This window comes from Candidatus Nanosyncoccus alces, assembly GCF_004138395.1.
Classification (GTDB): Bacteria; Patescibacteriota; Saccharimonadia; order Saccharimonadales; family Saccharimonadaceae; genus Nanosyncoccus; species Nanosyncoccus alces.
In genome coordinates, this window is record NZ_PRLM01000001.1 from 150466 (window position 1) to 176314 (window position 25849).

Consider the following 25849-nt stretch of genomic DNA (forward strand, 5'->3'; position numbering starts at 1 on the left):
TATGGCAGAAGAAGAGATTAAAACTACAACTGCTGTTGAAGCTACTGAGGCCGTGGCCCCAAAGACCAGGTCAAAGAAGGGTAAACGCATTGTGAATGCTGGAGCAGTGCACATTCAGGCCACTTTCAATAACACGATTATTAGTGTGACAGATAAGACTGGGGGCGTGTTGACGGCTTCGTCTGCTGGAGCGAATGGTTTTCGTGGCTCCAAGAAGGGCACGGCGTTTGCGGCAGGTGTTGCAGCAGAAAAAGCTTTAGAGCTAGCTAAGAAAAATCACGCATTGAACTCTGTGGATGTATATGTGTCAGGGATTGGTTTGGGGCGTGATGCGGCAGTTCGTGCGATTTCGGCGGCAGGAATTAAAATTGATAGTATTACTGATGTAACCCCGATTGCGCATGGTGGTGTGCGACCGAAGGGAGAAAGGAAACCGTAATGGCAAGGGATCATTCTCCAATAGTTAAGCAGAGTCGTCGTGAAGGCTATGCTTTGGCGCCAAAAGCGCATAAAATAATGGCAAAAAAGTCTGGCATTCCTGGTGAGCATGGTGATATGCGCGTACGTGGCGGTAGTTTGTACTTGACTCAGCTACGTGAGAAGCAAAAAGTGCGCCGTATGTATGGTTTGCTAGAGAAGCAATTTGCAAAATTGATGAAAGAAGCTCAAAAGGCTAACGGTTTGACGGGCGAGAAACTTTTAGAATTCTTGGAACGTCGCGCAGATAACGTAGTGTTCCGTTCTGGGTTTGCTTTGACCCGACGCCAGGCCAGGCAGCTAGTGAGCCATGGGCATTTTCTATTAAACGGTCGACGTATTGATATTCCGTCAATCCGTTTGAACCCGGGTGATGTTTTAGAGGTTCGTCCTAAATCTACCAAATCTGAATACTTCAAAAATCTTCCGAACATTATAGGGGCATCGAATGTAACGCCACTTTCGTGGTTGAAGGTCGACGCGAAGAAAATGAAAATTGAAGTTACCGGTTTACCGAAGCGCGAGGAAGCTGAGGCTGGTATTAATGAACAACTAATCGTTGAGTATTACTCACGCTAAGGAGAGAATTAAATGACTACAAAGAACATTCATGAAGCCAACCTTGACAGTGTGAAAGAGCTTGGTGAGAATAGTGCCGAGTTTGTTATCAAGCCGCTTTACTATGGCTATGGTAATACATTAGGGAATTCTCTACGTCGAGTACTTCTTTCTAGCGTGAAGGGCGCTGCGATTACGGCTTTTTCGATTGAGGGGGCTACCCATGAATATACTACTATTCCTGGGGTGCGCGAAGATGTAGTAGATATCATGTTAAACCTCAAGAATATTCGTTTTAAGTGCCACACGGATGCACCAGTGGAACTAACCCTCGAAATGAAAGGCGACAAACAATCAGAGAAGGATGGGGATAAGCGCGTTGTAGCTGGGGATATCAAGCTCCCAGCGGAGGTGGAAGTTGCTAATCCGAACCAGACGATTTGTCATATTGATGATCCAAAAATGGTGCTCAAGATGCGCTTCATCGTAGAAACTGGTCGTGGATATCTTACGATTGAACAAGCCAGTGAAGACCGAGTCCATAGTGATATGATAGCAATAGATGCAGTATTTACACCGGTCTTACGTGTACGCTATAAGGTAGAAAATACTCGTGTTGGTCAGGATACTAATTTGCAGCAGTTAACGTTAACTGTGGATACAGATGGTACGATTACTCCACGTGAGGCGTTCGAAGAGGCGGCAGCTATCTTGGTAAACCAGTATGCTGCTCTAGCAGGAAGCACGAAGGTTGAATCTGTTCCTGCACCAGGGTCAAAGCAAGATGAAGACGATTCCGGACTTATGCTTCCAATTGAGGAATTAGATTTGTCTGCTCGTACGGCTAATGCTTTGCTGAATAACGATATCAAGACGATTCGTGATTTAGTAACTTTGTCAGAAACCGACCTAAAGGATTTGAAAGGTTTCGGCCAAAAGGCATTAGACGAAGTAAAAGAAAAGTTAACGGAGTTAAATATTTAATATGCATCGCCACGGATATAAAGGCCGAAAGTTTGGCCGCGAAACCGATCAGAGGCTAGCACTCACGCGTGGGTTGATGTGTTCTCTGATAAAATATCAATCAATAACGACTACGCTTGCGCGCGCAAAGGAAATTCGTCGTTCAACTGAGAAGTTGATTACTATGGCAAAGAAAGGTGGGTTACACAATCGTCGTTTGATTATCGCAAGGTTGAACGATTTAGAAGCTGCTACATTGTTGATGGATTATATTGCGCCACAAATAAAGCGTGATTCTGGCTACTTGAGAATTGAACACGCAGGTTATCGTCGCGGTGATAATTCTGAGATGGGAACGATTAGTTTTGTGGACGAAATATCATTTGACGAGCCAGAAGAAAAGCCGGCTAAGTCCGCAAGGACGACAAAGTCGGTGAAGAAGGAGGATAAATAATGAAAACTTATTCTCAAAAGGGTTCTGAAATTAAGCGCGAATGGTGGGTAGTGGATGCCTCTACTATGCCTTTAGGTAAATTGGCAGTAGTGATTGCTGATAAGCTAATGGGGAAATCAAAAGTTACCTATACGCCACACATTGATAACGGTGATTATGTTGTCGTTGTGAATGCCAAGAATTTGGTAGTAACTGGTGATAAGATGATTCAGAAGAAATACTATCGTCATAGTGGTTTCCCGGGTGGCTTGACAGAGTTGAGACTTGAAGAGGTAATCGAGAAGGATCCAGCCGTTGCTATAGCTGCAGCGGTGAAGGGTATGCTCCCGAAGAATAAATTAGCTGCTGAGCGTCTGAAGAGACTACGCGTCTTTGATGGGACAGAGCATGCACATGCAGCGCAAAATCCAAAGGAGATTAAATAATGGTTGCTATGAAGAAATACACCTATGGTTTAGGTCGACGGAAGGCTGCTACCGCCACTGCGCGACTTTATAAAGGTAAGGGTGAAATCAAGATTAACGACAAGCCGGCGTTAGAGTATCTTTCTGGTAATAAGACTTACTTGGCAGAGATTACTGATCCTTTAGCTCTTGCCGAAAAGCAAAAAGAGTACGACATCACGATTTTGGTGAAGGGCGGGGGTTTGGCAGGTCAAGTAGATGCCATTAAGCTAGCAATTTCAAAAGCTTTGGTAATTGAGGCGCCAGATTTGCGTTCAGTGCTTAAGAAGGCCGGGATGATGAAGCGTGATCCGCGCGAAAAGGAGCGCAAAAAGTACGGTTTGCGTAGTGCTCGTCGTAGAGAGCAATTCTCAAAGCGCTAAAAGCGTAATTTCAAAAATAAGCCCTACAAGGGCTTATTTTTATGGTATAATATAGGTATGGGGCGTTAGCTCAGCTGATAGAGCGCGGCATTCGCATTGCCGAGGTCGCGGGTTTGATTCCCGCACGCTCCACCAGGATATTGACAAGATAGCTTAAGTGTGATATAATGAAAATATAGCCTGTCTCCGGGCTATATTTTTGTATTTAGGCTTTTATATTCCAGGAACGGGAAATTTGAGGGCGAGGGTGCGGACTTCGCCTCTGATAGTCTCTAATTCAGCAGAGTAGTCTACAAGTCTTTCTTCGGTTTCGGCTTCAATACAAATATCGGCGACTTTCTTCATCCAAAGGGCAAGAGTTTTCATTTCATCTTTGCCAAGTCCTCTAGTAGTGATAGCTGGAGTGCCAAGGCGTACGCCAGACGGGCGGAAAGCCCCGCCTTTATCAGTAGGGATAGCGTTGGCGTTGAGAGTAAGGCCAACTTTGTCGAGCGCTTTTTCATAGATTTTACCATCAAAGTTGAAACTATCTTTGACATTAGCGAGGATTAAATGGTTCTCTGTGCCGTCACCTTGCAGGATGAAGCCGAGTTTTTTGAGCTCTGTAGCTAAAGTTTTGGCGTTATCGACGATATCTTTGGCATATTTTTTAAATTCTGGTTTTAGGGCCTCACCAAAAGCTACGGCTTTCGCTGCGATAATATGTTCGAGCGGTCCGCCTTGGGTCCCTGGGAAGGTAGAACGGTCGATTAAAATTGGAATATTATCGAGAGTCTTTTCGGGTTTTTTGAGCGGGGAGGCAACGTTGCCTTTTGATAGGATTAAACCGCCACGTGGGCCACGCAGTGTTTTATGCGTTGTGGTGGTCATTACGTTAAAACCGTAGTCCAAAGGATTTGGATGGACCCCACCGGCAATTAGGCCAGCTACGTGGGCCATATCGGCCATCAGCAAACAATTTGGGATTTTAGCGGCAATTTTGGCAACACGGGCGAAATCTGGAATTTTCATGAATGCGGAATATCCAATTAAGATAATCTTGGGTTGTTCGGCTAAGGCTTTTTGTTCTAATTCTTCATAGTCGATGTCGCCATGCTTGTTGACGCCATAGCTAATGAAATTATAAATTTTGGCAGAGCGGGTGACAGGAGCACCATGAGTAAGATGGCCGCCAGCCGGTAAACTCATAGCTAGAATTTTGTCTCCAGGTTCGCACCAGGCGAAGTAAACCGCTTCATTGGCGTTAGCGCCAGAGTGTGGTTGGACATTGGCATGATCAGCGTGGAAGAGCCGACAGGTTCGGTCGATAGCAAGGCGTTCGATGCGATCCACGTTGACTTGACCACCATAGTAGCGATAATTAGGTAGAATTTTGGTGGCGATGTCTTTCTCTTTCCATTCTCTAAAATCTGGGTTATCACTGCGGCCGACGCCGATGCCATCAAAGTGAGGGTAGCCCTCGGAATACTTGTTAGTTAAAATAGAGCCCATGGCAGTGAGAACATCGGCTGAGACATAGTTTTCGCTAGGAATTAATTCTAAACCTTCGCTTTGGCGCTTTTTTTCTTTGTCGATTAGATCAAATACTGGATCTTGCATAATTTCTCCTTATTTTTTAATGTATTTAGCGAAGGTATAGGTTAGATCATCTTCGGACCCTTTCTTAATTATAGTTTTCTTATATTCGTTTTGATTAAAGTTTGGAAAGAAGGTATCGGCATCGGAAATGGCAGCATCGACTTCGGTAAGATAAAGATTTTTGGCGTATTTTAGGAGCTCATTGTAAACCATGCCGCCGCCGATTACAAAAATTTCTTCGTTGGTGTCTTTGTTTTGGGCGATAAAAGTCGGTAGATCCGAGATAGTGAGATCAGCGCCTTCTACTGGGTTCCTAGAGATGACGATGTTTTTACGATTAGGAAGCTTGCCGGGTAGACTATCCCAGGTTTTGTGACCCATGAGGACTTTGTGGCCTTTGGTAGTGTCACGGAAAAATCTCATATCTTCTTTGATATGGAAGACTAGGCTGTTATTTTTGCCGAGTTCGTGATTTTTGCCGATGGCTGCGATGATACTAAACATACTACTCCGTGACTGGCATCTTGATGGTGCCGAGGTTTTCGTAATTTTCTAGGCGGATATCTTTGAGTTCACGGGAATTGTCAAACTTATGGAAATTGGTGATGTCGGGATTGAGCCAGAGTTTTGGCGCAGCCGGTAGAGTACTGTTTTTTACGGCGGTATCATAGCGAGTGATTTGCTCGCGAATGCCATCAATTTGATTTTCATAAATGTGAGCATCATTGGTAATGAAGGTAAATTGACCCGGGCTGACACCGACGCACTGTGCAATTAAATGACAAAGTACGGCATATTGGGCGATATTGAAGGGCAGTCCCAATGGGACGTCAGTAGAGCGGGATGTGACTAAGAGATTGAGCTTACCATCGATGAGATTCCACTGTGAGTTCCAGACGCAGCTGGGGAGGGCTGCGGTGGGCAGCCATTCGTTTTGCCAAAGTGATAAGACCATGCGACGGTTACCTGGGTTTTCTTTTAAGGTTTCGATGAGATTATCGATTAAGCGGTAGCGATTAACAATCCAGCCGTAGGCGGTGCCGATAGTGTGAGCGAAGTTCTCTTTTGGCTCGGTAGGGTGAGATTGAGCGTAGATTTCATTGATATTACGTCCTTGATAGGTACCATCTTCGGCAATTTCCCACTCATTCCAGATTTTGACTTTACGCTCTTGTAGCCAACGGACATCGTTAGACGCAACCTGGTAAATCCAGAGGAGTTCTAGAGTGGCTGATTTGAACCCAACTTTTTTAGAGACTAGAATGGGGAATTCTTCTGAGAGGTTAAATTGCAAAACTTGGTGTGGCAAACGAATAGTGCGGGCTCTGGAGGAACCTTGAGCGGTGTGGTCTGGTATGGCAGAAGCAGTAGTTTGGCTGCGAGCGTCGGACTCTTTGTAATTGGTGATTTTTTCGCCGTGATTCAGAATTCGCCGACAAAGGTCAATATATTGGTCGTCAAACTTGCTCATTTTACCTCCGTTTTTTCGATTATAGCACGAAAAGTGGGAAAAAGCCCCGAAATGTAGAATCTCGAGGCTAGAGGGTGGAGGTGTTGAGATAATTAGGCGGTCGCATAATCTTTTTCGCGCCAGGAATACCACTTGCCGTTGACAATCAAGCTTTCCATGATGAGGATAGCAGTGATTATTCCGGTGTCGTCATATTGGTACAATTTGCGGAACTTGAAGTAATCGATAGTCCACATTTCGCTGGCACGACAGATTTCATGCTCGCCGGTTTCGTCGACGTATTTGGTGCGAAACTCGCATAGTGCCATAGCCTTGATTTCTTTGGCGGAAGCGCCTTCAAAGGTGGTTGCCATGGCGGGCAAAGAACCTTGGACGTTTTGACTATCGTAGCCGAGTGTAGTTAGGATAGCTGACACTTTGTCTGCTGCGTAAAGCAGTCGGCCAGAGAAATCGCGTCTTTCATCCATGTTGTGCTGCAGTTTGCGAACATTCTCTTCAAAGAGCGTTTCATGGTTTGGAGAGCTTTGGGCAAAAGCGCGTAGATAAATTCTTTCGGTGCGGGCTAAGCTTTTGTCATTACGGTTACCGTTGTCAGCGATGTCGCCGATAATGTTCTCTGGTAGGTCGTGCCGGCGGGCGACTTCGAGAATTTCACGATAGGTGAAACCGTCCTCAGCTTTGTCGAAAGATGGTCCATAGCGGTAAGAAAGCACGCGATCTATAATGGTTTGCATTAGGTTGGTATGTGCAGACACAGACTCTGGCGCAAGCTGCTTGGGTGAGAAATGGCCATATCTAGTAGTGCAGCATCTGGGCACAAAACTTGATTTTATAATACATTCAAGTTGTTGGACGATGCCTAAGATTTCTTTTGCTGAGCACGATGGAGCAAAATACGGGCTACTAGAAATGCTTTCCTCGCTGTCTATAATGCGGTTGAATTCACTAAATAGCTTAGTAGTTTCGATATTAATGGTGAACACCTCCTATAAATGTGCTCCACCCTTCTTGGGACGATTATAAGTCATACGGGGGGGGGTGTCTAGAAGAAAAAAATGTTGAAAAATGACTTTGCCATTGACATTTTTGTTAAAGTGTGCTATAATTAAAGTGTTAAGTCATATTTGGGAGTTAGAATGGCGAGACGCCTTTTTTTGTTATTATTTTCGGCTTTTGTGGGAATTTTTGGTGCTCCCGAAATATTGATGGCATCGGATGATTTTGCTTTGATGGGGTTAGATAATGCCGGTGTAACTGAAATTGTGCCAATAATAGTCGAGGAGCCAGTAGCGGCTGAATCCTCAAAAGCTGAGGTGGTTGCCTATGAAAAGCCGAACGAGGTGACGCCGATTTATGTGGCTCCGAAAAATTCTATTTCTGTTGCTGGTCGGGTGTTAGATATTGTGGATGTGGCAGATACTGCGGTGGATTCGGGCAATCATGTAAATAAATATGGTGAGAGATTTTTGTATGGCCACAATACGGCAGGCGTGTTTGGGGGATTAGTTAATCTTGGTGTAGGTAGTGTATTCGATGTAACTTATGGTGGAGAGACGACGAGGTATCAGGTGGCAAAAGTGATGATTTTTGAGAAGAATCGTGATAGAGGGTCTTTACAGTTGAATGGAGCAGGTAGCTATATGAAATCGGTGGCCAATGCTCGCAGCGAGAACGTGCAATATGATTTGTCTTTGATGACTTGCTATGGAACGAGCTATGGTGATGGGGACGCTTCGCACAGATTTGTGATTTTTGCTAATGCAATGTAGACATAGATTTTAAGCGGATATGGTAAAATAAATATATGAAAATTTGGGAGCGGAAGAATGCGGTGGCAGTAGATTTTTTGCTTGTGGCATGTCTGACGCTGCTGATTGCGATTTGGAAGAGTGGAGAATATGGAATTGTCCAGAATGACAGTGGGCTGCCAGAAATTGAAATAGTTATGGCAGACGGTGTGACGGCGAATGATATTTGGGAGGGCGGAAAGGATGTCAAATATCAGGATAATGTTTTGAGCTTGGTTACCGATGACGAAGTAAGGGAATTTAACGGAGTGGAAGTGAAAGGGCGCGGTAATGCAACGTGGGTAATGAGCAAGAAGCCGTATCAGTTTAAGTTAAAACAAAGGACGAATTTATTGGATTTAGGAAAAAATCGAAAGTGGATTTTGCTGGCAAATTATAATGATGCGACTAATTTGAGAACCGATGTAGCGTTCTACGTCGAGTGGCTGATAGGAGAAGATTTTGCCTACCGGGGAGAATTTGTCGAGTTATATATGAATGGCGAGTATTTGGGGTTATACTATTTGACGCGAGGAATAACCGTAGGAAAGAATGCAGTAGATTTGAAGGATCCTCTTGGGGTACTAGTGGAGCTTGATAATGTTTACGCGCGAGCCGAAGACAAATACTATGTTTCGAGTAATGGTGAGCATTTGACGGTTAAAGATATGATAGATGAAACTAAGAGAGATGAAGCGATGGCGGATTTTTTGATAGCCTTCAATAAATTGGAAGCGGCGGTGAAGGAAAAAAATTATGATGAGATAGTGCGGTTGGTCGATATAGAATCTTTTGCTAAATATTATTTGATTGAAGAGTTTTTGGCGAATCCAGACGGGTATTTTACGAGTCAATATTTCTACAAGGATGGAGTGGGCGATAAGATTCACGCAGGTCCGGCATGGGATTTTGACATTGCAATAAATAATGTTCGGGTACGAGATTATTTTGCGCCGGATTGGGAAATGACGGCTACAGAAAAGGCGGAGGAGTATTGGGATGTAACGGAACAATATCAACAGTGGTCACGGCTTTTTGCCAGGTTAATAGAGCTCCCAGAGTTTAGGGAAGAAGTGAACTTAGTGTTTAGGGAGAATATGTCTGGACATAAAAAAGAGCTGTTGTCTTGGATATTTAGGCGAGCGGCAAAAATTTATAGTGCGTCGATGAAAGAAAACGAAAAGTGGGGTAAGGGGAGTTTTGTAAGGGGAGTAAAGGATTTATTAGACTGGGTGGATAAGCGGTACGACTATTTCGAAAAAGAATACGGATGGACTCTAAACGAAGAAATTTTATGATATTATAGATTTATAAACATAAGCATAAAGGAGGTAAAATGTGCACAGGCGTGAGGTTTAGCGACGATAAGGGAGAGATGTATTTTGGAAGGAATTTGGATTGGTCGGTACCGTATGGGCAAAAGGTGGTGATTACGCCACGTGGATATAAATACAATTCGGCGTTTCTGGGAGAAATGGCTATGAAGGCCGGTGCAGTAATCGGCATGGCGATTGTGGCAGAGAATACGCCTCTATACTTCGATTGTGCCAACGAATCTGGACTAGCGATTGCAGGGTTAAATTTCCCGGGTTATGCTAAGTATGCCGACGCGGCGGTGGATGGTAAAACGAATGTTGCCGCGTATGAGTTCCCGCTTTGGGTGGTGGCGAATTTTACTACTGTAGATGAAGCGGAAAAAGCTTTGAAAGAAGTAGCGATTGTGGCAAAGCCGATCAATGAACAGTACCCAGTGTCGCAATTGCACTGGATTATTGGCGATGCAAAGCGTTCAATTGTCGTTGAATATACTGAACGTGGTATGGAAATCTTCCATAATGACGTAGATATTTTGACGAATCAGCCAGGTTATGGATGGCACCAAGAGAACTTACGCAACTATATGAATTTGTTCCCGCAAATGCCAAAAGATGTGAAGTGGAATAAAGCTAAGATGACAGCGTTTGGGAGCGGTTCTTTGATGCGGGGCTTGCCAGGGGATTATTACTCTCCGTCTAGGTTCGTGCGAGTGGCATACCTTAATACTCACTATCCAGTAAAGTCTACGGAAGAGGAAAGCGTTTCACGTCTGTTCCATACATTGACTGGAGTGGCGATGATAGACGGCGCAGCACAGATGGCTGATGGCGCATGTGAAAAAACTATCTATACCGGTGGTTATTCAACTGCTACTAAAACTTATTATTATAATACGTACGAGGATCCCGCGATTCAGAAGGTGGCGATGGGCGATCACAATCTAGATACCGCAGATTTGGTGCAGATATAATAAAGATAAGAAGAAATAAAGCCTCTGCATGGGCGGAGGCTTTTTGATGTCTGACTACCAAAGGTCAGTTGGGGGGTCATTATTTTGACTGCTGGGTTCTCCTATCGCAAAGAATGAACATGCGAATGCAATTAAGAGTTTAAGCCAGAAGCCATGGATCGTGAATCCGGGCAACCACGCATCTAGTGCCCATAAGGATAACACCTTAGAGAAAATAATGATCACGAATCCCAGAATGGACCAAGAACAGCTTTCGAAAATCAATCCTCCAGCAGTTATCAGCATGCCGAGGGCGGCGATGGCGAAGTTGATCAACCACAACAGGATAGTTGCGATAGCCAGTGTGCCAAAATTTTCGATCTGTACTTGTTCTGGGAATATGAGCGTGGAAATCCATAACACGAACCCCGAAATGATAAGGTTCAACAATCGTCTCATGCGTTAGCACCTCCCTTGAGACGGTATATGTTTTAATTATAGCACAAGTTGTTTGAAATGTCAATATGTGGTATGATATCGGTGTGGGGTGTTAGCTCAGCTGGTAGAGCGCCTCAATGGCATTGAGGAGGTCAGGAGTTCGATCCTCCTACACTCCACCATTATTAATTTAATGGTGGATTTTTATATGCAGACGATATTAACTGGGATTAGATCTAACAGCGTGTTAACGCTGGGTAATTATTTGGGTGCGCTTTTGCCGATGGTAAGGTTGGCGAATAAGCATTCGGAGAGTTACAATATCAATATTTTTGTGCCGGATCTCCACTCGATCATTTCGGATGTTGACGGAGATTTGCGCGAGAATATCATTCGTACCATTAAGTATTATTTGGCGGTGGGGCTAAAAGTTAATGAAAATGTGCATATTTATCGGCAGAGTTATGTGCCAGCACATTCTGAGCTTTGCTGGATTTTGAATTGTGTGGCAACTATGGGCGAGACTTCCCGAATGATTCAGTACAAGGAAAAATCTAAAGGACAAGAAAGTTGCAATGTGGGGATATTTGACTATCCGATACTGATGGCAGCGGATATTTTGTTGTATGATGCGACTTATGTGCCGATAGGTGAAGACCAGTTCCAACATATTGAGCTTACACGAAATTTGGCGATGCGTTTTAATAATCGGTTCGGAGAAATATTTACGGTGCCGGCTAAAACTTCCGAACAAATTAAGTTTATGGGGGTAAGTGACGGTATCAGGATTAGGGATTTATTAAATCCTGAGAAGAAAATGAGTAAGTCTACTAAGGCGGAAAATTCCAAAATTATGTTAGACGATGAGCCAGCTAAGGCTGCCAAAAAGATAATGTCAGCGACGACGGATTCGTTGGGGAAGATAAAATTTGATATGTTTAATCAGCCGGGTGTGTCTAATTTGTTACAAATAGAGGCTTTGGTAAATGATGCGCCACTTCAGGATGTGATTAGCGTGTGGGCAGGTGAGACAAGATATGGTGAGCTGAAGAAAAAGGTGGCGGAGAGTGTGTCTGGGATGTTGACGGATTTTCAGGCGAAGTTGGCTGGGATTTCGGATGAGCAAGTGTATGAGTTGTTAGAAAACGGCGAAAAATATTCTAACGAAGTGGCAGGTGCTAAACTGTTAGAAGTGCAAAAGGCTTTTCATTTGCGATAAGATGATAGCAAAGAAAAATCCCGGTTGTAACAGCCGGGATTTTGGGTGGGAGATGATTATGCTTGCTCGTTGAGATAATTTTTGTCTTCGATGAGCCTTTTGAGCTCGTTTTCATCGTGAAGATCTGTGATGCCATTGTAAGTAGCCAACATATTATTCATGCTTTTGATAGTAGAGCGGATCAGGAATAGTATATTGGCTTCGCGTGGCCATTTGGTTTTGGCCTTCTTGAGGGCCGGCAAGAGTAGGATAGAAGTTTCTAAGACATTCTTGCGGATGGCGCGTTGAGATAATTCCGGCATAGTCGTGATATTATTCCAGCGGTCGAGACCCTTTCCGATGGTTGCGACTTTGTTCTCTGGTTTATCCTCGTCGATAAGCTGCTGGATATATCTTTGTTTCATCTCGTAGTCGCTCTCGCCTGGGTAGGCTCGAGACAAGGTCATGAGCCTGACGGCGGCTTTGACGACGGGACCCACCGGAAGATCTTCGGCCAGCTTGGCGACTTCGCTAGTAAATAACCTGGTACCGTCAGGGGCGCTCTCTTCGATTACATCGTGCAATAAAAGGGTGGCAAAGATATCGTCGTTCGGGATCTTTAAGCATTGAAAGGTGCAGGCCATAGATAAAGGATGGCTGATATATTGCTCACCGTTTTTGCGAATCTGGTCGCCATGTTTTTCACACATGTAACCCAAGGCGTCCATACTTTGTTCGAGACCGAGGTCGTCGAAATGGACTTTAAGACGAGTGCGCATTTTTGCTACTTTGATGTCGGACTGCTCAAGTTGTCGGCGACGTTTGTCGCGTTCGGCTTTAGGTAGTTTAGCAATAATTTCTTCTCTTTGCTCATAAAAAGTCATAAGAACACCTCCCTGTAAAAATACTCCCACCTGGCGATATTATAACATATATGGTATAATTTGTATATGATTGTAACAGGGAAGAAATTTAGCAAGCCAGAGATGTCGCGAGTGATTAATGGTGATCGAGAGTTGGCGGAGGTACCGGAAAAACCAGAAAAAGTGCGGCTTGATGTTTTGATGGGTGAATGTTACAAGAGCTATAATAGGTCATCTTTGCAAAAATTTATTGAGTTTGGGTTTGTGACGGTGAATGGCGAGATAGCCAAAAAGCCAAACCAGAAGTTTGAACGAGGAGTGAAGATTGACCTGAAGATTCCGGAGACGATGAAAAATGCCGATTTGGTGCCAGAGGTGATCTACGAAGATAAGGATGTAGTAGTGCTAAATAAGCCAGCGGGGCTTTTATCGATGCCACGGGCGCAGTATTGTCCGGAAAAGACTCTTGAGAATTACGGGCTATTGGTGCATCGGTTGGATCGTGATACGAGCGGCGTAGTGATAATGGCAAAAAGTCCAGAGGTGCAGGCATTTTTGAAGAAACAATTTCAAGACCGTACTACGCATAAAACTTATTATGCGGTAGTGTCTGGGCAACCGAAATTGGGTGCGGCGAAGATAGATTTACCGATAGCACGGGATTTGAAGCGCCCAACGACGTTTCGGGTGGATGCGAACGGTAAAGACTCGGAGACTTATTATGAAGTAATAAAGAGTAATGACAAATATTCTTTGATAGAGTTGAAGCCCACTACTGGGCGGACACATCAACTAAGGGTGCATTTGAAGTATTTGGGACACCCTATATTGGGGGATCCTTTGTATGGTGGAGAAAAAGCGGGCAGATTATATTTGCATGCTAATAAGTTAGAGATTACTTTGCCGAATGGTAAAAGGATGGTTTTTGAGGCGAAAATGCCGAAAGAGTTTAAGGATGTTTTTCGAGAAGGTAAGTGAGATTTTTGAAATAGCATTAAAAACTGGTACGGCGGTTTTTGTGGTGCCTAAAGATGTGACGGTTGAATTAAAGAACGCTATAGTTTTGCGGCCGGAGGAAAAAAGCGTAATTACAATAGAGCAAGTGCGGGGCGTGATTGGGAAAATTAGTACGCGACAGACTCATGATGTTTTTGTGTTAATCAGGCCAGCGGATACTATGAGCGAGGCGGCAGCAAATGCGTTTTTAAAGAGTTTGGAAGAGCCAAATGAAAAGGTTCATTTTGTTTTGGTTACGGATAGTCCGTCCCGTATTTTGCCGACCATTTTGAGTCGAGCCGGGGTGTATTTTTTGCGAGATACACAGTTTTCTGAAGAGAAGATTGAAGCAAGCGAGAAAGATAAGGCTTTGGCGAAGAAATTATTGGTGGCTAAGCCAAGTGAACTGGTGGATGTGGTGGAGGAAATTTGTAAGAAGAAGGGTGGTGTAAGGGCTTATGCGATGGAGATCTTACGGGTAGCGATAGAGATGTTGTATAAGTCGTATTTTTTGACCAAAAAAGAGACTTTTATTCATAAATTGCCAAAATTCTTACAGGCATATGAGAATGTTGCTAAAAATGGTCATGTAAAATTGCAAATTATAGCGTGTTTGTGCTAGAATTGTTTTATGGTTGCGATACTTGCAATATTTGTTTTTATTGTTTATTTAACTTTCTTTTTTCCGCTGGAGCCTCGTGAGAAGAGGGTAGAAGAAAAATCGCCGAAGTATACTGCACAGATGAAAAAACTTTGGCAAATTGCGCAGACAGCGATGAAGGAACGTAAACCTTTCCGGGCGGAAAAAGCATTGTTGACAATCCTGAAGTTCGACGAAAAGAATGCTGCAGCATACAACCGGTTGGGGATTTTGTATGCGAAAGGTCAGAAGTATGATGAGGCGGTAGAGTGTTTTGAGATTGCACAATCTTTGGATAATAACCCGGCTTCGATTCATAACGTGGGCCTGATATATCTGGAAACTGGAGCTTACGAAAAGGCCGCGATGGCGTTTGAACAGGCGATTGCTTTAGAGGGTGATGTGCCGGCGAGATATATAGCTTTAGCTAAAGCGGAGGAGAAATTAGGAAGAACCAAAAAAGCTGTAGAAGCTTTGGAAAATGCCTATGAGTTAGATCCAAAGGCAACGACGTTGCGACAAATTTTGGCGATTTATGAGGCTGATGGTAATACCGAGGCTGCTACTGCAACGGCGGCCAGAATTGAAGAACAAATCATTAAAGATAATGCAGCGAAGGTAAAGCGTGGTGCAGCGAAAAAGAGAAAAATTACAACAATGGCACGAAAAAAGAGCGCGTCAGTAAGTAAAGTAATTCCGAAGGGTAGTGGTGCAAAGCCGGCACCAAAAGTAATCAAGCAACATGTAGGGCGAAGACGAATATAGGAAGTTGCATTTCTGTAAAATAAAATATTCTTGACTACACGTCAAGAATATTTTATTTGGTGCTGGAAGTAGGACTCGATTGGAACGAAGTGACAACGATGTTCTGATTTTTCAGCACTTTCGTAGAAAGTGGTGCTGGAAGTAGGACTCGAACCTACGAAGCCCGAAGGCGAGAGATTTACAGTCTCTTGTCATTGCCACTAGACGATTCCAGCACTGAGATGATTATATAGTAGTTCGGCAAAAAAATCAAGGTTAAATGAAGTGGTGCTACAAAGGTTTATTTTTGGGCTAATGTGTGATATGATGGTGGTGTGCCGCGATAGCTCAGTTGGTAGAGCGCATCCATGGTAAGACCATGGTCCTACCCCTGAAGCGAAAAGTGGCAAGTTGAGCACATTTTATCATATGCCGTCATAGCTCAGTTGGTAGAGCGTCGCCATGGTAAGGCGAAGGTCACCAGTTCAAACCTGGTTGACGGCTCCATATAGTGTTTAGAAACACCTCGTTTCATTTAGCTGATTGCTTTGTGAGACGGGGTGTTTTTTCGTTGTGAGCCGTTCGACTACGCAATATCGTTGAATAGGTTTTCCGAGTGGCGAACCCACTAGCACAAATCAATATCAATCTAATGAGAAAGGAATCCTATGCATATTGAAGTAGAATAGTTTGCCATCATTTGCTCCGGCTCATATTTACGAGTCATTCTCCACAAAATGTTGTCGAATGTGAGCCGGAACATGATAGAGGTTTTATCCGGATCGATAAGTGCCGCAATTGAGTAGTAGGCAAAACCAAAGGTACACAGCACTTTATCTGCCGACCATAAGAGGATTTTCCTCGCAAACCTTGTCGATCCAGACAAGACCTCTATTGTAAAACTTTCAGGAAAGCTTTAGGGAGAATCACATTACCAGTGCAATCTTCAAATGCTGGCGCAATTTGCTCTGGGCTATACCCAGCTATGCCACAACCGATTTCTGTCACAAGAAATAATAATTCTTGATGTTCTTCTGCAAATTTGAGAAATCTGTTAATCTGCTCAAACATTTCGTCTTCAGAGTCCATTGTGTTGATAGCGTAACTTTGGCCTTGCAAGCCCTCTGCTTGGCCCATTTTAGCGCCAAACTTATGAACGGCTGTGGCGGCGGCTCCACCAAAATGAGCGCCCTGGCCATTACTGCCAAAGACGAAAATCTCATTTTCGCTTAGTTCTGTAATAAATCCAAAATCGTCGTATTTTGCCATACAATAACTATCTTCCTATTTATAGTGCGTAACTTTATTCTCGAGATATCTTTTCTTTTTAACGAAGTCGTGTTTTGAGAGTATTTCTTTATATCTTGGGCAGTTTTTATCGTGATCATGAATTAGTCCAATTGATTGAAGATGAGAGTAGATTGTAATTGGGCCGACATACTTAAAACCGCGTTTCCTTAAATCATTACCAATCTTTTCGGAAAGGCCATTACTAACTGGAATGTGTCCATCTGAATGTTTATCGTACAAAATTATTTTTCCGTCTGTATTCTGCCATAAATAATCACAGAAACTTCCGAATTCTTCACGTACTTTAATAAAGAGACGTGCATTGTTAATAATCGCTCTAATCTTGCGTTGGGATTTTATCATATTTGGCGTACTCATGATTCGGATAATATCTTCTTCGTCATATTTTGCAATTTTCTCATACTCAAAATTGTCAAAACATTTTCGAAAAATATCACGACGATTTATCATTAGATCCCAGCTTAACCCACATTGCATTACTTCCATCGATAGATGTTCAAATTGATGGCGGTCGTCATTAAAAACTGGTACCCCCCATTCTTCGTCATGATAGCGACGGTTTGCCTCGGAAGTTTTATTCCAGTTACAATAACTCATTATATCTATTATTATATCATTTTATGCTGTTCTTTTCCACATATAAACAGTTATGTATGGTTGTCGGTTTTCGTGTGATCCGCCACCACCAGTATTCTGGTTGGTTGCGGTCGTTCCGCCAGTATAATCTTGTTGCCAACCGTCCTGCGAGGAGCCGTTCGCCGGGGACTTATATCCATACGCGGAACAATCGCCAGCACCGTAGGAGTTCCATTTATTGTAAGTCGTGTGCGAATGTGAGTTTTGCGTGTGGGTATGGCTTGGCATTTCAGCAATCGTGAGTGTATGTTTTTCCTCGCCACCAGTCGCTTCTACGGTCGAATAATTCGTGGTTCCATTTGAACCGATACCAATTGGTACGCGTCCGGCACCCCACGCTACCCAAGTTCCGCCATAAATCGCCTGAACTTTCGCAGCAGTATTTAGGGTTGTCGTCATTATGATTTGGCCGACGTGACTAGAAACCAGCGGGACGCCTTTTGAATATACTGGGCCGTCGACTTCTAGATGCCCACGATCGGTACTTGCCAGAGTCTTACTTGGCCTCATTCCAATAGAAACTCTACCATCTACTCCAATAAAGAAGTTCGGCATTCCAATTGATACTGATAGATCGGTCGATGTATTCGAGAATGAATCAACGGCTCGAACTTGGACATCCCATTGGTAATTATTGTCTAGCGTAATTGATAAGTTTGACAGCGACCAGTTTGCGCTACTTATCGTTACTGCTCTGGAAGTCCAATTGCTCCATTCAGAGCTTGAAGATTTCTTGGTTCGGTATTCGAGAGAGATAGTATTCTTTACAACGCCATTTACAAGAATTGGCGAGTAGGTTCCAGAGGCGTTTAATTTTGCTTCTGATTCAAAGTTATTCACGCGTTGTATTGAGGCAGAAATAGTCGGTTTTACCCAAGGATAAATCGTTACCTGTCTTGCTACGGCCTTTGCGGTAGAAAGCGCATCAATTGCCGATACGGTTAGGTTCGTAGTTCCTGATTCTGCCGGTGGATCTAATGTCGCTGTTACATCCGACGAATCGTCATAGTCTACGGTCTTCGATTGACCGACAAAAGTAATCGCGTAGTTAGAGACATTAACTCCGTCATTGCCGGTCGCTTTATTGGCAGTAGAGATTGTGACAAGTGGTGTGGATTGACCTTGGATCATGGCTTGATCGTCACCAGTCATTTCTGTCGTCGTCGCATTTGTATCGCGATATTCAAAATCTGAAAAGTTTGGCGCCTCATGCGTTGGGATCGTAGTAAATGTGATTGTTTTTATTGTTGAGTCGCCACCGTTTGGCGTATTGATTTTAGCCTGTAGAGTAATAGTTGAATCTGTTGGGAGATTTGCGACAAATGTCGCGTTTGTTCCTACGGCTGCACTTATTGTTCCAAAGCTGATCCATGACGAATAATTCGTTCCGCCATCGGTAGAATAGCGATAATATCCGGTTCGCGTTTCGGCACCACCATCAGCAGATCGCATGTAGCTAATTGTTGCGTTAACTTTATTGTAAGCCGAATACACTTGGCTTGCGTAAGCTAAGGTAGCTAGCGGTGGACATGGAGTGTAGAACGAGCCGGCAACGCCCGAAGTTGAAGCTTGCGTGTTTGTAGCGTAGCCACCATACCAATACCTATGGTTCCCCTCGATGTTAAACGAACTTGGGTTTGCGTTTGAGGAATTATTGACGGTTATCGTCGAGGAAGTTGTATTTCTGGCTATCGCGTAACGATATGACGCACCATAGGAATTCTGGTTGAGAATTGCGGCTTCAATATAACGACCATCTACGCCAGATGGAACACCATATGAGGAAATTGACACTTTGAGCGTAGCAGAATTGTAGGTTTTGGAGTTTAAGGCCACTGAGAGGCCACTCGGCGCAGTAACTCCACTAGGAATGTATCCGGAGCAAGTATATGACCTAGTTCCACTATACCAAGGACAAGACCACGTAAATGTTCTGGTGCCGTTCGCAAGCGATCCAGTCCAAAAGTTCATCGTGCCTTGGCAGAGGAATCGTCCACTCACTCCGCCACCATCTAAGGCAAGATTGTCGATATAAACGTAGACCGAATATCCAGATCTTATTTCAAATCTAAGCCTAGAACTTCTGGAAGTTCCACTTGAAGAATCGTCATATTGTAAGTAGACGTATCCGTAGGTTGCGGATGCGTCATTTAATGCAGTCGTCGCTACTGTTTGCCAAGCCATTAGTTTTCACTCCTTACGAACGCCCAGCCGTCATTTTGTGGGACTATTTTAATTGGAGACATCGCGATCTCGTTTGTAAATTCTGCCTTTGGCGCTACCAATCCCTCGTTATTGATAGTTGCGGCCAATACATTATTAGAGTAGGCATTCAGTTCTTGAGGAGTCTGCTTGGTATAAGTTCCGTTTAACGTACTTGAGCGAATCGTTACACCGGTGCTGTCGATCGCAACTTGTGTGTTCGCAAATTCGCCGTTTGCTTGCGTCCATTGCGTTTTGTAGTCGCCAACAGCTAACATCATATCGTTGATACTGAATTCTGAGTCGGCAGATCCATAAACTGATATCGTTAGGTTTGATGAATTCGGGAGTATCCCCTCGATACTATGCTCGTCGTAGAATGATTCATCGCCATTATTTAAGCTGATTTCCCATACGCCGGTTTCGGTGCCGTCTGCTATCCTAACTAGACACTCACCAACGGCCGTTTTCTTGATTTTACACGAGAACGAATAGTAGGTTTTATCAGCGATGCTTGAGTTGTCTGCCTTTACTTCTACTACTTGCGATACGGTCATATCTTTTAGGGAGATATTTTGACGCGATAGTGAGCCGTTGACAGCAGCTTCAGCAGACGGTGTGATGTTGATTGTACCAGAGCCACTTAAAACCCAAGATACTGGTAGGCCATTATCGTCCAAGGCATACATCGCTGAGTTCTTAAGCAGGTTGTTTCCGCCTGAATTTTGTACTGATGTCACGACATTTGAGATTGTCTGTGTGATAGTGGTGTAGTTTTCATTTACTTGGTTTTCTAGGATACTCTGTTCTTCGACTATTGATTGAATCTCTTGGCCTTGTTTATCGACTTTAATCTCAGTATTATAGATCGTCTTCGTGATTCCGCCGGCTAGTGCATAATTAGTCTGCGTTTCGGTTGGCGCTATGCCTTTGAGAACTTCTGTCATGCCCGGGCCAATTTTTAATGATATGGCGGTCACTATTATTTCCCAAGTATTCGTGCCGTCTGTTATGGATAGTCTGTCACCAATCTCATACCAACCATGGCCCTCGGTCGTAATCTCGAATGGATAATAATAGAATCCATCTGCTTCATCTAAAATCGGTTGCGCAAGTGTTTCGCGATCATCGTCTAGGATCTCATTGTTGGCGAGTTTTATTTCGGTTCTGCCATTTTCGGCAATACTTTCTTCGTCTGTAACTATTATATTGTCTTCGGCAGGAGTTCTGGCAAGTACAACGCTATTTACTGGGCCATATTTTGGTTCCAACTTTGCTTTTTTGAGATTCGCATAAGTTAAAGTTTCCGTTGGCAACATTTCTATTGGACGAAGTTTTATGGAGTTATAAGTAACTTCACAAAGCGAAGCAGTCGTGCCGGCTATTTCAGCAAGGATATCACGAAAAGTTGTTCCGTTGATTCTTGCGTATAAATCCTCAGTAATTTCATAAGAGAGATTTGCGACATTTGTTGCATATCTTGCTAAGCCAAATCTATCGCTTATTTGTTCAAATAAGTTTTCTACCGTGCAGGGAAATGTAAGATTTCCGGCTTCATATGCGACTTTGCCCATTACTCCCATTTGGTCATAAGCCTTAAAGTCGGTGGTATCTTTTTCTAAATTGACCGTCTGTTCGTAAATGACAAATTGGCCGAGAGTGCAGGATTCCCAATCATTCTCGGTCTGTATTTCGAAAGAGACCTCGGCGGTTTTGCCAATTAAATTATATGCGGTGCCAAGTAATTTGAACGACAAACTTTTAGTTGCTACGCCAAAATAGTTTCCGATATCTTCTTTGGTTAGTGATACGAAATCATCCGCCGAAGTATAATCGTGGCCGTCACAGGCTATCTTTACGCGGATAGTTTTTACGGGCGCTCTAGCTACATTCTTAAAAGCTTCAGTTACTTCTATCATCTTTTACTCACCGGTATTAAGTTGACCGTAAATGGTTGGTATAGCTCGCGGTATTTGTCCATCAGCTCGACCGTATAATCTGAGGCGTAATATTGTGCAGTACGATTCGTTCTAGTTTTGGGATCGTAGAAAGTGACGGAGAAGTATGGTTGGTCTAGTAAGTTACAGAGATTTGCTACTATCGCTGAAGTTAAGACTCCACCGATTTCCAGTTCTATTTTCGGAAATACGCCAATGAAAGTCGCTCTGACATCGCCATTCATATTGCGTTCAGCGTCGGCCCAAAGCTTGTTGTTGCCGACCTTATAGGACTTGATGTTCGGGATTGTTTGTCCGTTGATTTGAAGAAGCGTACCTATCATATGCTAATTACTCCCATATTGTTCATAAAAGATTTCTCGTTGATACCACTCACGATCTTATCGAGAATCGTATCTTCGCCGATTTTAACTGTCAGGGCGATTGGTTCTTCTTCATCATCTTTTTCTTGCATCTCCCGGCGCAATTCACTTTGCCGTAATCTCGCATCAATATCGCTCCCGATATTTGCGCCAATATCCATATTCTGGCCGATGTCAGCGATTTCGTAGCCGGAGAACACTTCATCTACGGCTCCGGTCAGTTTATTTGCCATATAGACGACTTCAGATTCCGCATCATGAATTGATTCGGCGATTCCGCCAGCGATACCGGCCACAAAGAAACCACCTGATTTCTTCATCACCCGGCTTGGCGATTTGATTTGGAGGGTAGAGTTAAAAGTATTCTTGGCGGCAAGTGCGCTATTTTTCGCCGCATTTGAGACCTGCCACGAGTTTTGGTTGATACCGGTGGCAATTCCGCCAGCGAAGCTGCGACCGCTCTGTTCGAATTGTGGCTCGACGGCATCTGCCACCTTTACGGCTTCTTTTATAGAATCGGTTGAGCTATTCCAGAACTTTTTATAACCCTCATCTGCTTTTGCTAACTGGTCGCCGATAAAGAGAGCCATATTTTCGGCATCTTCTTCGGTAAATTTGACCATTTTGCCATGCGCGTCTTTGTACTCGATAGTTGAGGTACCGAGTTCGAGGAGTTTCTGGTTGATATCTTCGTAACGACCAGCTTTGGCGAGGTCTAGCAACTCGGCCTGTTTCTCGGTCATAATACGCTTCCACTCCATGTTGCCGTATTCTTCGGTTTTATCTGTTACGGTCTGTTGAGCTTCGGCGAGCTTTTCTTTTGCTGCTGTTGCGCGACCTTCCGCAGAAAGTGCTTCAAGCTCAGCTTTGTGGAGTTCGTCGGTTGAGTAAGTACCGGCATTAAGCATTTCATTATATTTTTCGCGTTTCTTGGTGGCTTGCTCTTGTGCGTTGATATAAGCTAGTTCGGAATCGACAGCATTTAACTCGGCATCCTCTAGTTCGTCTATCAGCTCTTTCTGCCTTTGTATGGCTTCGTTATGCCATTCCGTTGTTTGTGTTGAGAGTTTGACCGTATCCATACGGTTGCGCTCGGCAAGTTCAGCTTCCATCGTAGAAAGCTTCAAAGCTTCATTTACTACGCTAATTCCGGTGAGAACGGCTGTAATCGCAAGTCCTACAATACTCGTAGTAGAGAATACAGCGTTTAAGATCTGGCCAGCTGTCGCACAGGCGCTCTGTGCGGCCGTTACGACTCCGAGACCAACTGCGTAAGCGCCACTTGCTGTCGTTCCGGCTACCATGGCACCGGTCATAGCAATTTGAATCCCGGTTACTATTCCGGCTATCAGTTGGTAAGCTTCCCATGCGGCCACCATGATACCTATTGTCAACGCGATATTTTTTATCAGCTCTACGACCGCCTGTTGCTGAGCGATCCAATTTAGCATATCGCCAATACCTTGGAGAACGCTGACAATAATTCCACCAGTAAATTCGGCAATTGGTCTTAAGAAGTTATCGAATAACCAAGCGAAAGTTGGCGCACAAGCATCTATGACGGCTCCAATTAGGTTTAGCGCTCCGGCTATTGCGTGGAAGGCGGCAGGAATAAAGTCATTCATAGCCCAGAGCGTCAGAGGCTCTAAAACGTTATCGTAGAGCCATTCTAGCCCGGCGCCAATTCTGTCGCCGAAAGGTTTCAGTGCTTCCCAAACTTCATTTAGGCCTTTACTAATTTTCTCCCATTCTATCTTTTTGAAAGTATTATTAAGCTTCTTGCCCATCTTCTCGAAAGCCTTGTAGATTCTGTCGGCCATTTCGAGTGCCTTATTGGTAATCTTGTCAAAGTTTCCAGAATATAAACTATCCCAGTCTATCTTTGGTAGATCAATAGTTCCGCCACCGCCGCCACCAGAGCTTCCGCCGGATGATGAATCGTCTGGGGCATTTAGAGTGTTCATTTCATCAAAGGCGGCGAGTTGTTTAGCGAGCTTCTTGACCTTGCCACTTGAACTATCAGCAGCATCGCCAACGGATCCTATGCCAGTACTTATGTCTGAAAAATCTTGCGCATAAGCACTCGCGTCGAATTCGATTCCGAATAATCTCGCTATCGCCTGAAACGCTCTCGTCGTCGCAATTACGATCGCATTGAGGACAGGGAGAACGACCGAGAGAAGCGGTTGGAACATATTACCAATTGCTACACCTAAATCTATAATTGAGGTTTTCAGCATCCTCATCTGATTTGCCGGACTGTTGATGGTTCGCGCCAAGTCGCCTTGCGCGTTTGAAGTTCTTTGCAGGATGGCAAGATAGGTTGCCAAGGCCTTTTGCTGAGTATTTAGCTCATCACCAGTTCTGGCAATGCCATTTGCGTAGGCGACTTGCTTTACTTCGCTATCTCGCACCATAATACCAAGCTCTTGTAACGGCCTCGGCATTCCGGCCATCGCTGACTGAATTTTCTCAAAGGCTGATTCCGGTGATATGTTATAGAATGATGCGATGTCGTTCGAGAGTAGAGCAATACCTTTACCGAGCTTAACGGCTTCATCCTGCGCGATACCCATTGAGGCGGTCATATTGGTCATTACGCCAGAGTATTTACGAAGCCAAGCTCCGCTTACGCCGACTGAGTCCTGAACCTGCTTACTCCACTCTCTAGTCGCGTCAGCCCATTTACCCATTGAGACTTGGAACAAGTTCTCATCCTCGATATAATTCATGGCCGCTGTAATTGAGCTTGCGGTCGCCTTGATAATCGCACCAACAGAAACAACCTTGGCCGCGAGCGAGCCAAAGCCTTTAGTCATATTAGTGCTACTATTTTTTACATTTTTATCAAGCCCAGAAATCTGACTCTGAACTTTGGCGATTTCTGAGTTGAATTTACTTGTTTGTGCGGTGATGAGAACTTGTAGCTCATCTACTGTCATTGCCATTGATTTTTGCTCCAAGCAGGGTGGCAGTTTTAAGAAGAACGTCGTCGGTTATCGGCATCATCTTCTTTTCCTGCGTACTAGAGAGAAACGGCTTGTCTGGGAACTTCTTCGGCGCTCCAATTGCTAGCCCAATATACTGGCCGAGCAAATAGTTGAGCGCGTCCGTAGTTTCTGTACGAGTTTTTACTTTACGAGAGTAAGCCTCGCAATGCTTGAGAAACTCATTTGGTGTTAAGCTCCAATAAAGTTCGAGAGAAACTCCAATATAGAGTGCATCTACTTCGTGTTCTCGCCAGCTTTCTTGGAAGCTTCTGGTATCTTTGAGGCTTCCGCGATTGCTTCGGAGAGAGTCGTTCGCATTTGATTGGTGTCGATTGCTCTTGGTAAAAAACCGGCTTCAATCAGAGCGTCTATGACTTCAATTTGAAGTTCAATTTTGCCATATTCTTTGATTTTCTCGTCAACGATATCGAATGTCTTTTCCTCGTCGAGGTTCAACCTATTTCCAGACTTATCTCTTAAGCCCACCATTAAGAATTGGATTAAAGTTGTTAGTTTGAATGACGCAATAATCTTTTCGAGTGAGCCGTCTAGAGCTTCCTCTACGGCGGCTACATCTCTTGCGGTGAATTTAAGATTTAGTTTGTTGCTCATGGTATTATTCCTTGATTAAGTTAATATTAAACATTTGCCGGTGTGTATTCTGGCGCGCCAGATACGCGAACGGTCGCCTTGAAAGTATCTAGGCCATCCGTAGTCTTTTCGCCGAAGCCAAAGGCGCTGAAATAGCCATTGAGGGCTAGTTTGGTGCCGGACGGTGTTTCGATTACGAAGTCGCGGTTTTGCTGACCGTTGAAGACGTCATAAAGTGCTGAGACTTGGACGCCATCAATAATATTCCCAGCGATATCGAACGAGCCAAAATCTACGACACCGGCGATAAATTCCTTGGCTCCGTTTGGACTATCAAGAGTCGTTACGTCAATTTCTTCGCGTTCGCCATTTACTTCGCCAATGGAAGTAAGATGAGCGATTACTGTATCGGCCTGCTCGTCGCCGGCCTTTTTCATTGTGAGGGTTGTACCCATAGTTCGGGTTCCAGCCATAATTTCTCCTATCTTGTCGTTTCAAAACGACAGTTGATGTGATGTAATGCGCCCTCTGGACGAGGAA

The 25849-nt window shown here is 44.1% G+C and carries 28 protein-coding genes and 4 tRNA genes; 16 read left to right on the forward strand and 16 right to left on the reverse strand.

The window, feature by feature from the left end:
• Position 1 precedes the first annotated feature (1 nt).
• The 7 genes from rpsK to G3RUM_RS00815 all read left to right on the forward strand — a co-directional run bounded on the left by rpsK (position 2) and on the right by G3RUM_RS00815 (position 3413).
• Positions 2–439 carry a 30S ribosomal protein S11 gene (gene rpsK, locus G3RUM_RS00785; protein ID WP_129734437.1) on the forward strand — a complete coding sequence of 146 codons (438 nt, stop codon included), beginning with the start codon at positions 2–4 and terminating at the stop codon, positions 437–439.
• On the forward strand, positions 439–1056 hold the full coding sequence (gene rpsD, locus G3RUM_RS00790) for a 30S ribosomal protein S4 (RefSeq protein ID WP_129734439.1): 618 nt from the start codon (positions 439–441) through the stop codon (positions 1054–1056). The genes rpsK and rpsD overlap by 1 nt, the downstream gene beginning before the upstream one ends.
• Before the next feature lie 12 nt (positions 1057–1068).
• Positions 1069–2019, forward strand: coding sequence for a DNA-directed RNA polymerase subunit alpha (locus G3RUM_RS00795; protein WP_129734441.1), 951 nt, complete (start codon positions 1069–1071; stop codon positions 2017–2019).
• A 1-nt stretch (position 2020) separates the two neighbouring features.
• On the forward strand, positions 2021–2452 hold the full coding sequence (gene rplQ, locus G3RUM_RS00800) for a 50S ribosomal protein L17 (RefSeq protein WP_129734443.1): 432 nt from the start codon (positions 2021–2023) through the stop codon (positions 2450–2452).
• Entirely contained in the window at positions 2452–2877 is a 426-nt protein-coding gene (gene rplM / locus G3RUM_RS00805) for a 50S ribosomal protein L13 (protein WP_129734445.1), read from the forward strand. Before rplQ ends, rplM begins: the two co-directional genes overlap by 1 nt.
• Entirely contained in the window at positions 2877–3278 is a 402-nt protein-coding gene (gene rpsI, locus G3RUM_RS00810) for a 30S ribosomal protein S9 (protein WP_129734447.1), read from the forward strand. The genes rplM and rpsI overlap by 1 nt, the downstream gene beginning before the upstream one ends.
• A gap of 59 nt (positions 3279–3337) precedes the next feature.
• Positions 3338–3413: transfer RNA gene (locus G3RUM_RS00815), tRNA-Ala, on the forward strand.
• A gap of 78 nt (positions 3414–3491) precedes the next feature.
• On the opposite strand, the gene glyA is transcribed toward G3RUM_RS00815, so the two are convergent.
• From glyA to G3RUM_RS00835, 4 genes are all read right to left on the reverse strand, one after another.
• The gene (gene glyA / locus G3RUM_RS00820) at positions 3492–4877 is read right to left on the reverse strand and encodes a serine hydroxymethyltransferase (RefSeq protein WP_129734449.1); all 1386 of its coding nucleotides are present in this window, start codon (positions 4875–4877) and stop codon (positions 3492–3494) included.
• A gap of 9 nt (positions 4878–4886) precedes the next feature.
• Positions 4887–5360 carry a dihydrofolate reductase gene (locus G3RUM_RS00825; RefSeq protein ID WP_129734451.1) on the reverse strand — a complete coding sequence of 158 codons (474 nt, stop codon included), beginning with the start codon at positions 5358–5360 and terminating at the stop codon, positions 4887–4889.
• Between the two features lies 1 nt (position 5361).
• Complete coding sequence (gene thyA, locus G3RUM_RS00830) at positions 5362–6327, reverse strand: thymidylate synthase (protein WP_129734453.1); 966 nt, start codon at positions 6325–6327, stop codon at positions 5362–5364.
• Between the two features lie 92 nt (positions 6328–6419).
• Entirely contained in the window at positions 6420–7310 is an 891-nt protein-coding gene (locus tag G3RUM_RS00835; RefSeq protein ID WP_129734455.1) for an HD domain-containing protein, read from the reverse strand.
• 153 nt (positions 7311–7463) lie between these two features.
• On the opposite strand from G3RUM_RS00835, the gene G3RUM_RS00840 reads away from it, so the two are divergent.
• Genes G3RUM_RS00840 through bsh form a run of 3 tightly spaced genes read left to right on the forward strand, consistent with a single transcriptional unit; the run spans position 7464 to position 10401 of the window.
• On the forward strand, positions 7464–8096 hold the full coding sequence (locus G3RUM_RS00840; RefSeq protein ID WP_129734457.1) for a sortase family protein: 633 nt from the start codon (positions 7464–7466) through the stop codon (positions 8094–8096).
• Positions 8097–8131: 35 nt separating this feature from the next.
• Entirely contained in the window at positions 8132–9412 is a 1281-nt protein-coding gene (locus G3RUM_RS00845; RefSeq protein ID WP_129734459.1) for a CotH kinase family protein, read from the forward strand.
• 38 nt (positions 9413–9450) lie between these two features.
• The gene (gene bsh, locus G3RUM_RS00850) at positions 9451–10401 is read left to right on the forward strand and encodes a choloylglycine hydrolase (RefSeq protein ID WP_129734461.1); all 951 of its coding nucleotides are present in this window, start codon (positions 9451–9453) and stop codon (positions 10399–10401) included.
• A 54-nt stretch (positions 10402–10455) separates the two neighbouring features.
• Here bsh and G3RUM_RS03900 read toward each other — a convergent pair whose 3' ends face one another.
• Complete coding sequence (locus G3RUM_RS03900) at positions 10456–10839, reverse strand: phage holin family protein (RefSeq protein WP_129734463.1); 384 nt, start codon at positions 10837–10839, stop codon at positions 10456–10458.
• 85 nt (positions 10840–10924) lie between these two features.
• On the opposite strand from G3RUM_RS03900, the gene G3RUM_RS00860 reads away from it, so the two are divergent.
• Both G3RUM_RS00860 and trpS read left to right on the forward strand, forming a co-directional pair.
• Positions 10925–11000 (forward strand) — tRNA-Ala (locus tag G3RUM_RS00860).
• Positions 11001–11026: 26 nt separating this feature from the next.
• Entirely contained in the window at positions 11027–12037 is a 1011-nt protein-coding gene (trpS, locus tag G3RUM_RS00865) for a tryptophan--tRNA ligase (RefSeq protein WP_164998322.1), read from the forward strand.
• 56 nt (positions 12038–12093) lie between these two features.
• On the opposite strand, the gene G3RUM_RS00870 is transcribed toward trpS, so the two are convergent.
• Entirely contained in the window at positions 12094–12900 is an 807-nt protein-coding gene (locus G3RUM_RS00870; RefSeq protein ID WP_129734467.1) for an HD domain-containing protein, read from the reverse strand.
• 66 nt (positions 12901–12966) lie between these two features.
• Between G3RUM_RS00870 and G3RUM_RS00875 the strand changes: the two genes are divergently transcribed.
• The 3 genes from G3RUM_RS00875 to G3RUM_RS00885 are packed head-to-tail and all read left to right on the forward strand — an operon-like array spanning position 12967 to position 15280.
• Positions 12967–13857, forward strand: coding sequence for an RluA family pseudouridine synthase (locus G3RUM_RS00875; RefSeq protein WP_129734469.1), 891 nt, complete (start codon positions 12967–12969; stop codon positions 13855–13857).
• Entirely contained in the window at positions 13835–14497 is a 663-nt protein-coding gene (locus tag G3RUM_RS00880) for a DNA polymerase III delta subunit-related protein (RefSeq protein WP_164998323.1), read from the forward strand. The genes G3RUM_RS00875 and G3RUM_RS00880 overlap by 23 nt, the downstream gene beginning before the upstream one ends.
• Positions 14498–14506: 9 nt before the next feature.
• The gene (locus G3RUM_RS00885; protein ID WP_129734473.1) at positions 14507–15280 is read left to right on the forward strand and encodes a tetratricopeptide repeat protein; all 774 of its coding nucleotides are present in this window, start codon (positions 14507–14509) and stop codon (positions 15278–15280) included.
• 130 nt (positions 15281–15410) lie between these two features.
• Here the strand turns inward: G3RUM_RS00885 and G3RUM_RS00890 are convergent.
• Positions 15411–15495, reverse strand: a tRNA-Tyr gene (locus G3RUM_RS00890).
• Between the two features lie 195 nt (positions 15496–15690).
• Here G3RUM_RS00890 and G3RUM_RS00895 point away from each other — a divergent pair.
• Positions 15691–15766 (forward strand) — tRNA-Thr (locus G3RUM_RS00895).
• 384 nt (positions 15767–16150) lie between these two features.
• On the opposite strand, the gene G3RUM_RS00900 is transcribed toward G3RUM_RS00895, so the two are convergent.
• The 9 genes from G3RUM_RS00900 to G3RUM_RS00935 form a co-directional block, all read right to left on the reverse strand.
• Complete coding sequence (locus tag G3RUM_RS00900; RefSeq protein WP_129734475.1) at positions 16151–16528, reverse strand: A1S_2505 family phage non-structural protein; 378 nt, start codon at positions 16526–16528, stop codon at positions 16151–16153.
• A 15-nt stretch (positions 16529–16543) separates the two neighbouring features.
• Positions 16544–17167, reverse strand: coding sequence for a DNA-3-methyladenine glycosylase I (locus tag G3RUM_RS00905; RefSeq protein WP_129734477.1), 624 nt, complete (start codon positions 17165–17167; stop codon positions 16544–16546).
• A gap of 21 nt (positions 17168–17188) precedes the next feature.
• Complete coding sequence (locus tag G3RUM_RS00910) at positions 17189–19390, reverse strand: DUF859 family phage minor structural protein (protein WP_129734479.1); 2202 nt, start codon at positions 19388–19390, stop codon at positions 17189–17191.
• On the reverse strand, positions 19390–21327 hold the full coding sequence (locus tag G3RUM_RS00915; protein WP_129734481.1) for a hypothetical protein: 1938 nt from the start codon (positions 21325–21327) through the stop codon (positions 19390–19392). The genes G3RUM_RS00910 and G3RUM_RS00915 overlap by 1 nt, the downstream gene beginning before the upstream one ends.
• The gene (locus G3RUM_RS00920; RefSeq protein ID WP_129734483.1) at positions 21324–21689 is read right to left on the reverse strand and encodes a DUF6711 family protein; all 366 of its coding nucleotides are present in this window, start codon (positions 21687–21689) and stop codon (positions 21324–21326) included. Before G3RUM_RS00920 ends, G3RUM_RS00915 begins: the two co-directional genes overlap by 4 nt.
• Positions 21686–24676 carry a hypothetical protein gene (locus G3RUM_RS00925; protein WP_129734485.1) on the reverse strand — a complete coding sequence of 997 codons (2991 nt, stop codon included), beginning with the start codon at positions 24674–24676 and terminating at the stop codon, positions 21686–21688. The genes G3RUM_RS00920 and G3RUM_RS00925 overlap by 4 nt, the downstream gene beginning before the upstream one ends.
• Positions 24657–24824: a hypothetical protein gene (locus tag G3RUM_RS03785; RefSeq protein ID WP_164998324.1), complete on the reverse strand. Its 168-nt coding sequence runs from the start codon at positions 24822–24824 to the stop codon at positions 24657–24659. Before G3RUM_RS03785 ends, G3RUM_RS00925 begins: the two co-directional genes overlap by 20 nt.
• A 128-nt stretch (positions 24825–24952) precedes the next feature.
• Positions 24953–25330, reverse strand: a complete 378-nt coding sequence (locus G3RUM_RS00930) for a hypothetical protein (RefSeq protein ID WP_129734487.1) — start codon at positions 25328–25330, stop codon at positions 24953–24955.
• Positions 25331–25356: 26 nt separating this feature from the next.
• On the reverse strand, positions 25357–25782 hold the full coding sequence (locus G3RUM_RS00935) for a phage tail tube protein (RefSeq protein ID WP_129734489.1): 426 nt from the start codon (positions 25780–25782) through the stop codon (positions 25357–25359).
• Positions 25783–25849 lie beyond the last annotated feature (67 nt).

Excerpts from the sequence above, each read along its gene's own strand:
- bsh (WP_129734461.1), top strand. The coding sequence starts at position 9,451 with ATGTGCACAGGCGTGAGGTTTAGCGACGATAAGGGAGAGATGTATTTT.
- G3RUM_RS00870 (WP_129734467.1), bottom strand. The coding sequence starts at position 12,900 with ATGACTTTTTATGAGCAAAGAGAAGAAATTATTGCTAAACTACCTAAA.
- G3RUM_RS00795 (WP_129734441.1), top strand. The coding sequence starts at position 1,069 with ATGACTACAAAGAACATTCATGAAGCCAACCTTGACAGTGTGAAAGAG.
- rplM (WP_129734445.1), top strand. The coding sequence starts at position 2,452 with ATGAAAACTTATTCTCAAAAGGGTTCTGAAATTAAGCGCGAATGGTGG.
- rpsK (WP_129734437.1), top strand. The coding sequence starts at position 2 with ATGGCAGAAGAAGAGATTAAAACTACAACTGCTGTTGAAGCTACTGAG.
- G3RUM_RS00885 (WP_129734473.1), top strand. The coding sequence starts at position 14,507 with ATGGTTGCGATACTTGCAATATTTGTTTTTATTGTTTATTTAACTTTC.
- trpS (WP_164998322.1), top strand. The coding sequence starts at position 11,027 with ATGCAGACGATATTAACTGGGATTAGATCTAACAGCGTGTTAACGCTG.
- glyA (WP_129734449.1), bottom strand. The coding sequence starts at position 4,877 with ATGCAAGATCCAGTATTTGATCTAATCGACAAAGAAAAAAAGCGCCAA.
- G3RUM_RS00880 (WP_164998323.1), top strand. The coding sequence starts at position 13,835 with ATGTTTTTCGAGAAGGTAAGTGAGATTTTTGAAATAGCATTAAAAACT.
- G3RUM_RS00925 (WP_129734485.1), bottom strand. The coding sequence starts at position 24,676 with ATGGCAATGACAGTAGATGAGCTACAAGTTCTCATCACCGCACAAACA.
- rpsI (WP_129734447.1), top strand. The coding sequence starts at position 2,877 with ATGGTTGCTATGAAGAAATACACCTATGGTTTAGGTCGACGGAAGGCT.
- rpsD (WP_129734439.1), top strand. The coding sequence starts at position 439 with ATGGCAAGGGATCATTCTCCAATAGTTAAGCAGAGTCGTCGTGAAGGC.
- G3RUM_RS00920 (WP_129734483.1), bottom strand. The coding sequence starts at position 21,689 with ATGATAGGTACGCTTCTTCAAATCAACGGACAAACAATCCCGAACATC.
- G3RUM_RS03900 (WP_129734463.1), bottom strand. The coding sequence starts at position 10,839 with ATGAGACGATTGTTGAACCTTATCATTTCGGGGTTCGTGTTATGGATT.
- G3RUM_RS00915 (WP_129734481.1), bottom strand. The coding sequence starts at position 21,327 with ATGATAGAAGTAACTGAAGCTTTTAAGAATGTAGCTAGAGCGCCCGTA.
- G3RUM_RS00930 (WP_129734487.1), bottom strand. The coding sequence starts at position 25,330 with ATGAGCAACAAACTAAATCTTAAATTCACCGCAAGAGATGTAGCCGCC.
- G3RUM_RS00845 (WP_129734459.1), top strand. The coding sequence starts at position 8,132 with ATGAAAATTTGGGAGCGGAAGAATGCGGTGGCAGTAGATTTTTTGCTT.
- thyA (WP_129734453.1), bottom strand. The coding sequence starts at position 6,327 with ATGAGCAAGTTTGACGACCAATATATTGACCTTTGTCGGCGAATTCTG.
- G3RUM_RS00825 (WP_129734451.1), bottom strand. The coding sequence starts at position 5,360 with ATGTTTAGTATCATCGCAGCCATCGGCAAAAATCACGAACTCGGCAAA.
- rplQ (WP_129734443.1), top strand. The coding sequence starts at position 2,021 with ATGCATCGCCACGGATATAAAGGCCGAAAGTTTGGCCGCGAAACCGAT.
- G3RUM_RS00875 (WP_129734469.1), top strand. The coding sequence starts at position 12,967 with ATGATTGTAACAGGGAAGAAATTTAGCAAGCCAGAGATGTCGCGAGTG.
- G3RUM_RS00840 (WP_129734457.1), top strand. The coding sequence starts at position 7,464 with ATGGCGAGACGCCTTTTTTTGTTATTATTTTCGGCTTTTGTGGGAATT.
- G3RUM_RS00900 (WP_129734475.1), bottom strand. The coding sequence starts at position 16,528 with ATGGCAAAATACGACGATTTTGGATTTATTACAGAACTAAGCGAAAAT.
- G3RUM_RS00935 (WP_129734489.1), bottom strand. The coding sequence starts at position 25,782 with ATGGCTGGAACCCGAACTATGGGTACAACCCTCACAATGAAAAAGGCC.
- G3RUM_RS00905 (WP_129734477.1), bottom strand. The coding sequence starts at position 17,167 with ATGAGTTATTGTAACTGGAATAAAACTTCCGAGGCAAACCGTCGCTAT.
- G3RUM_RS00910 (WP_129734479.1), bottom strand. The coding sequence starts at position 19,390 with ATGGCTTGGCAAACAGTAGCGACGACTGCATTAAATGACGCATCCGCA.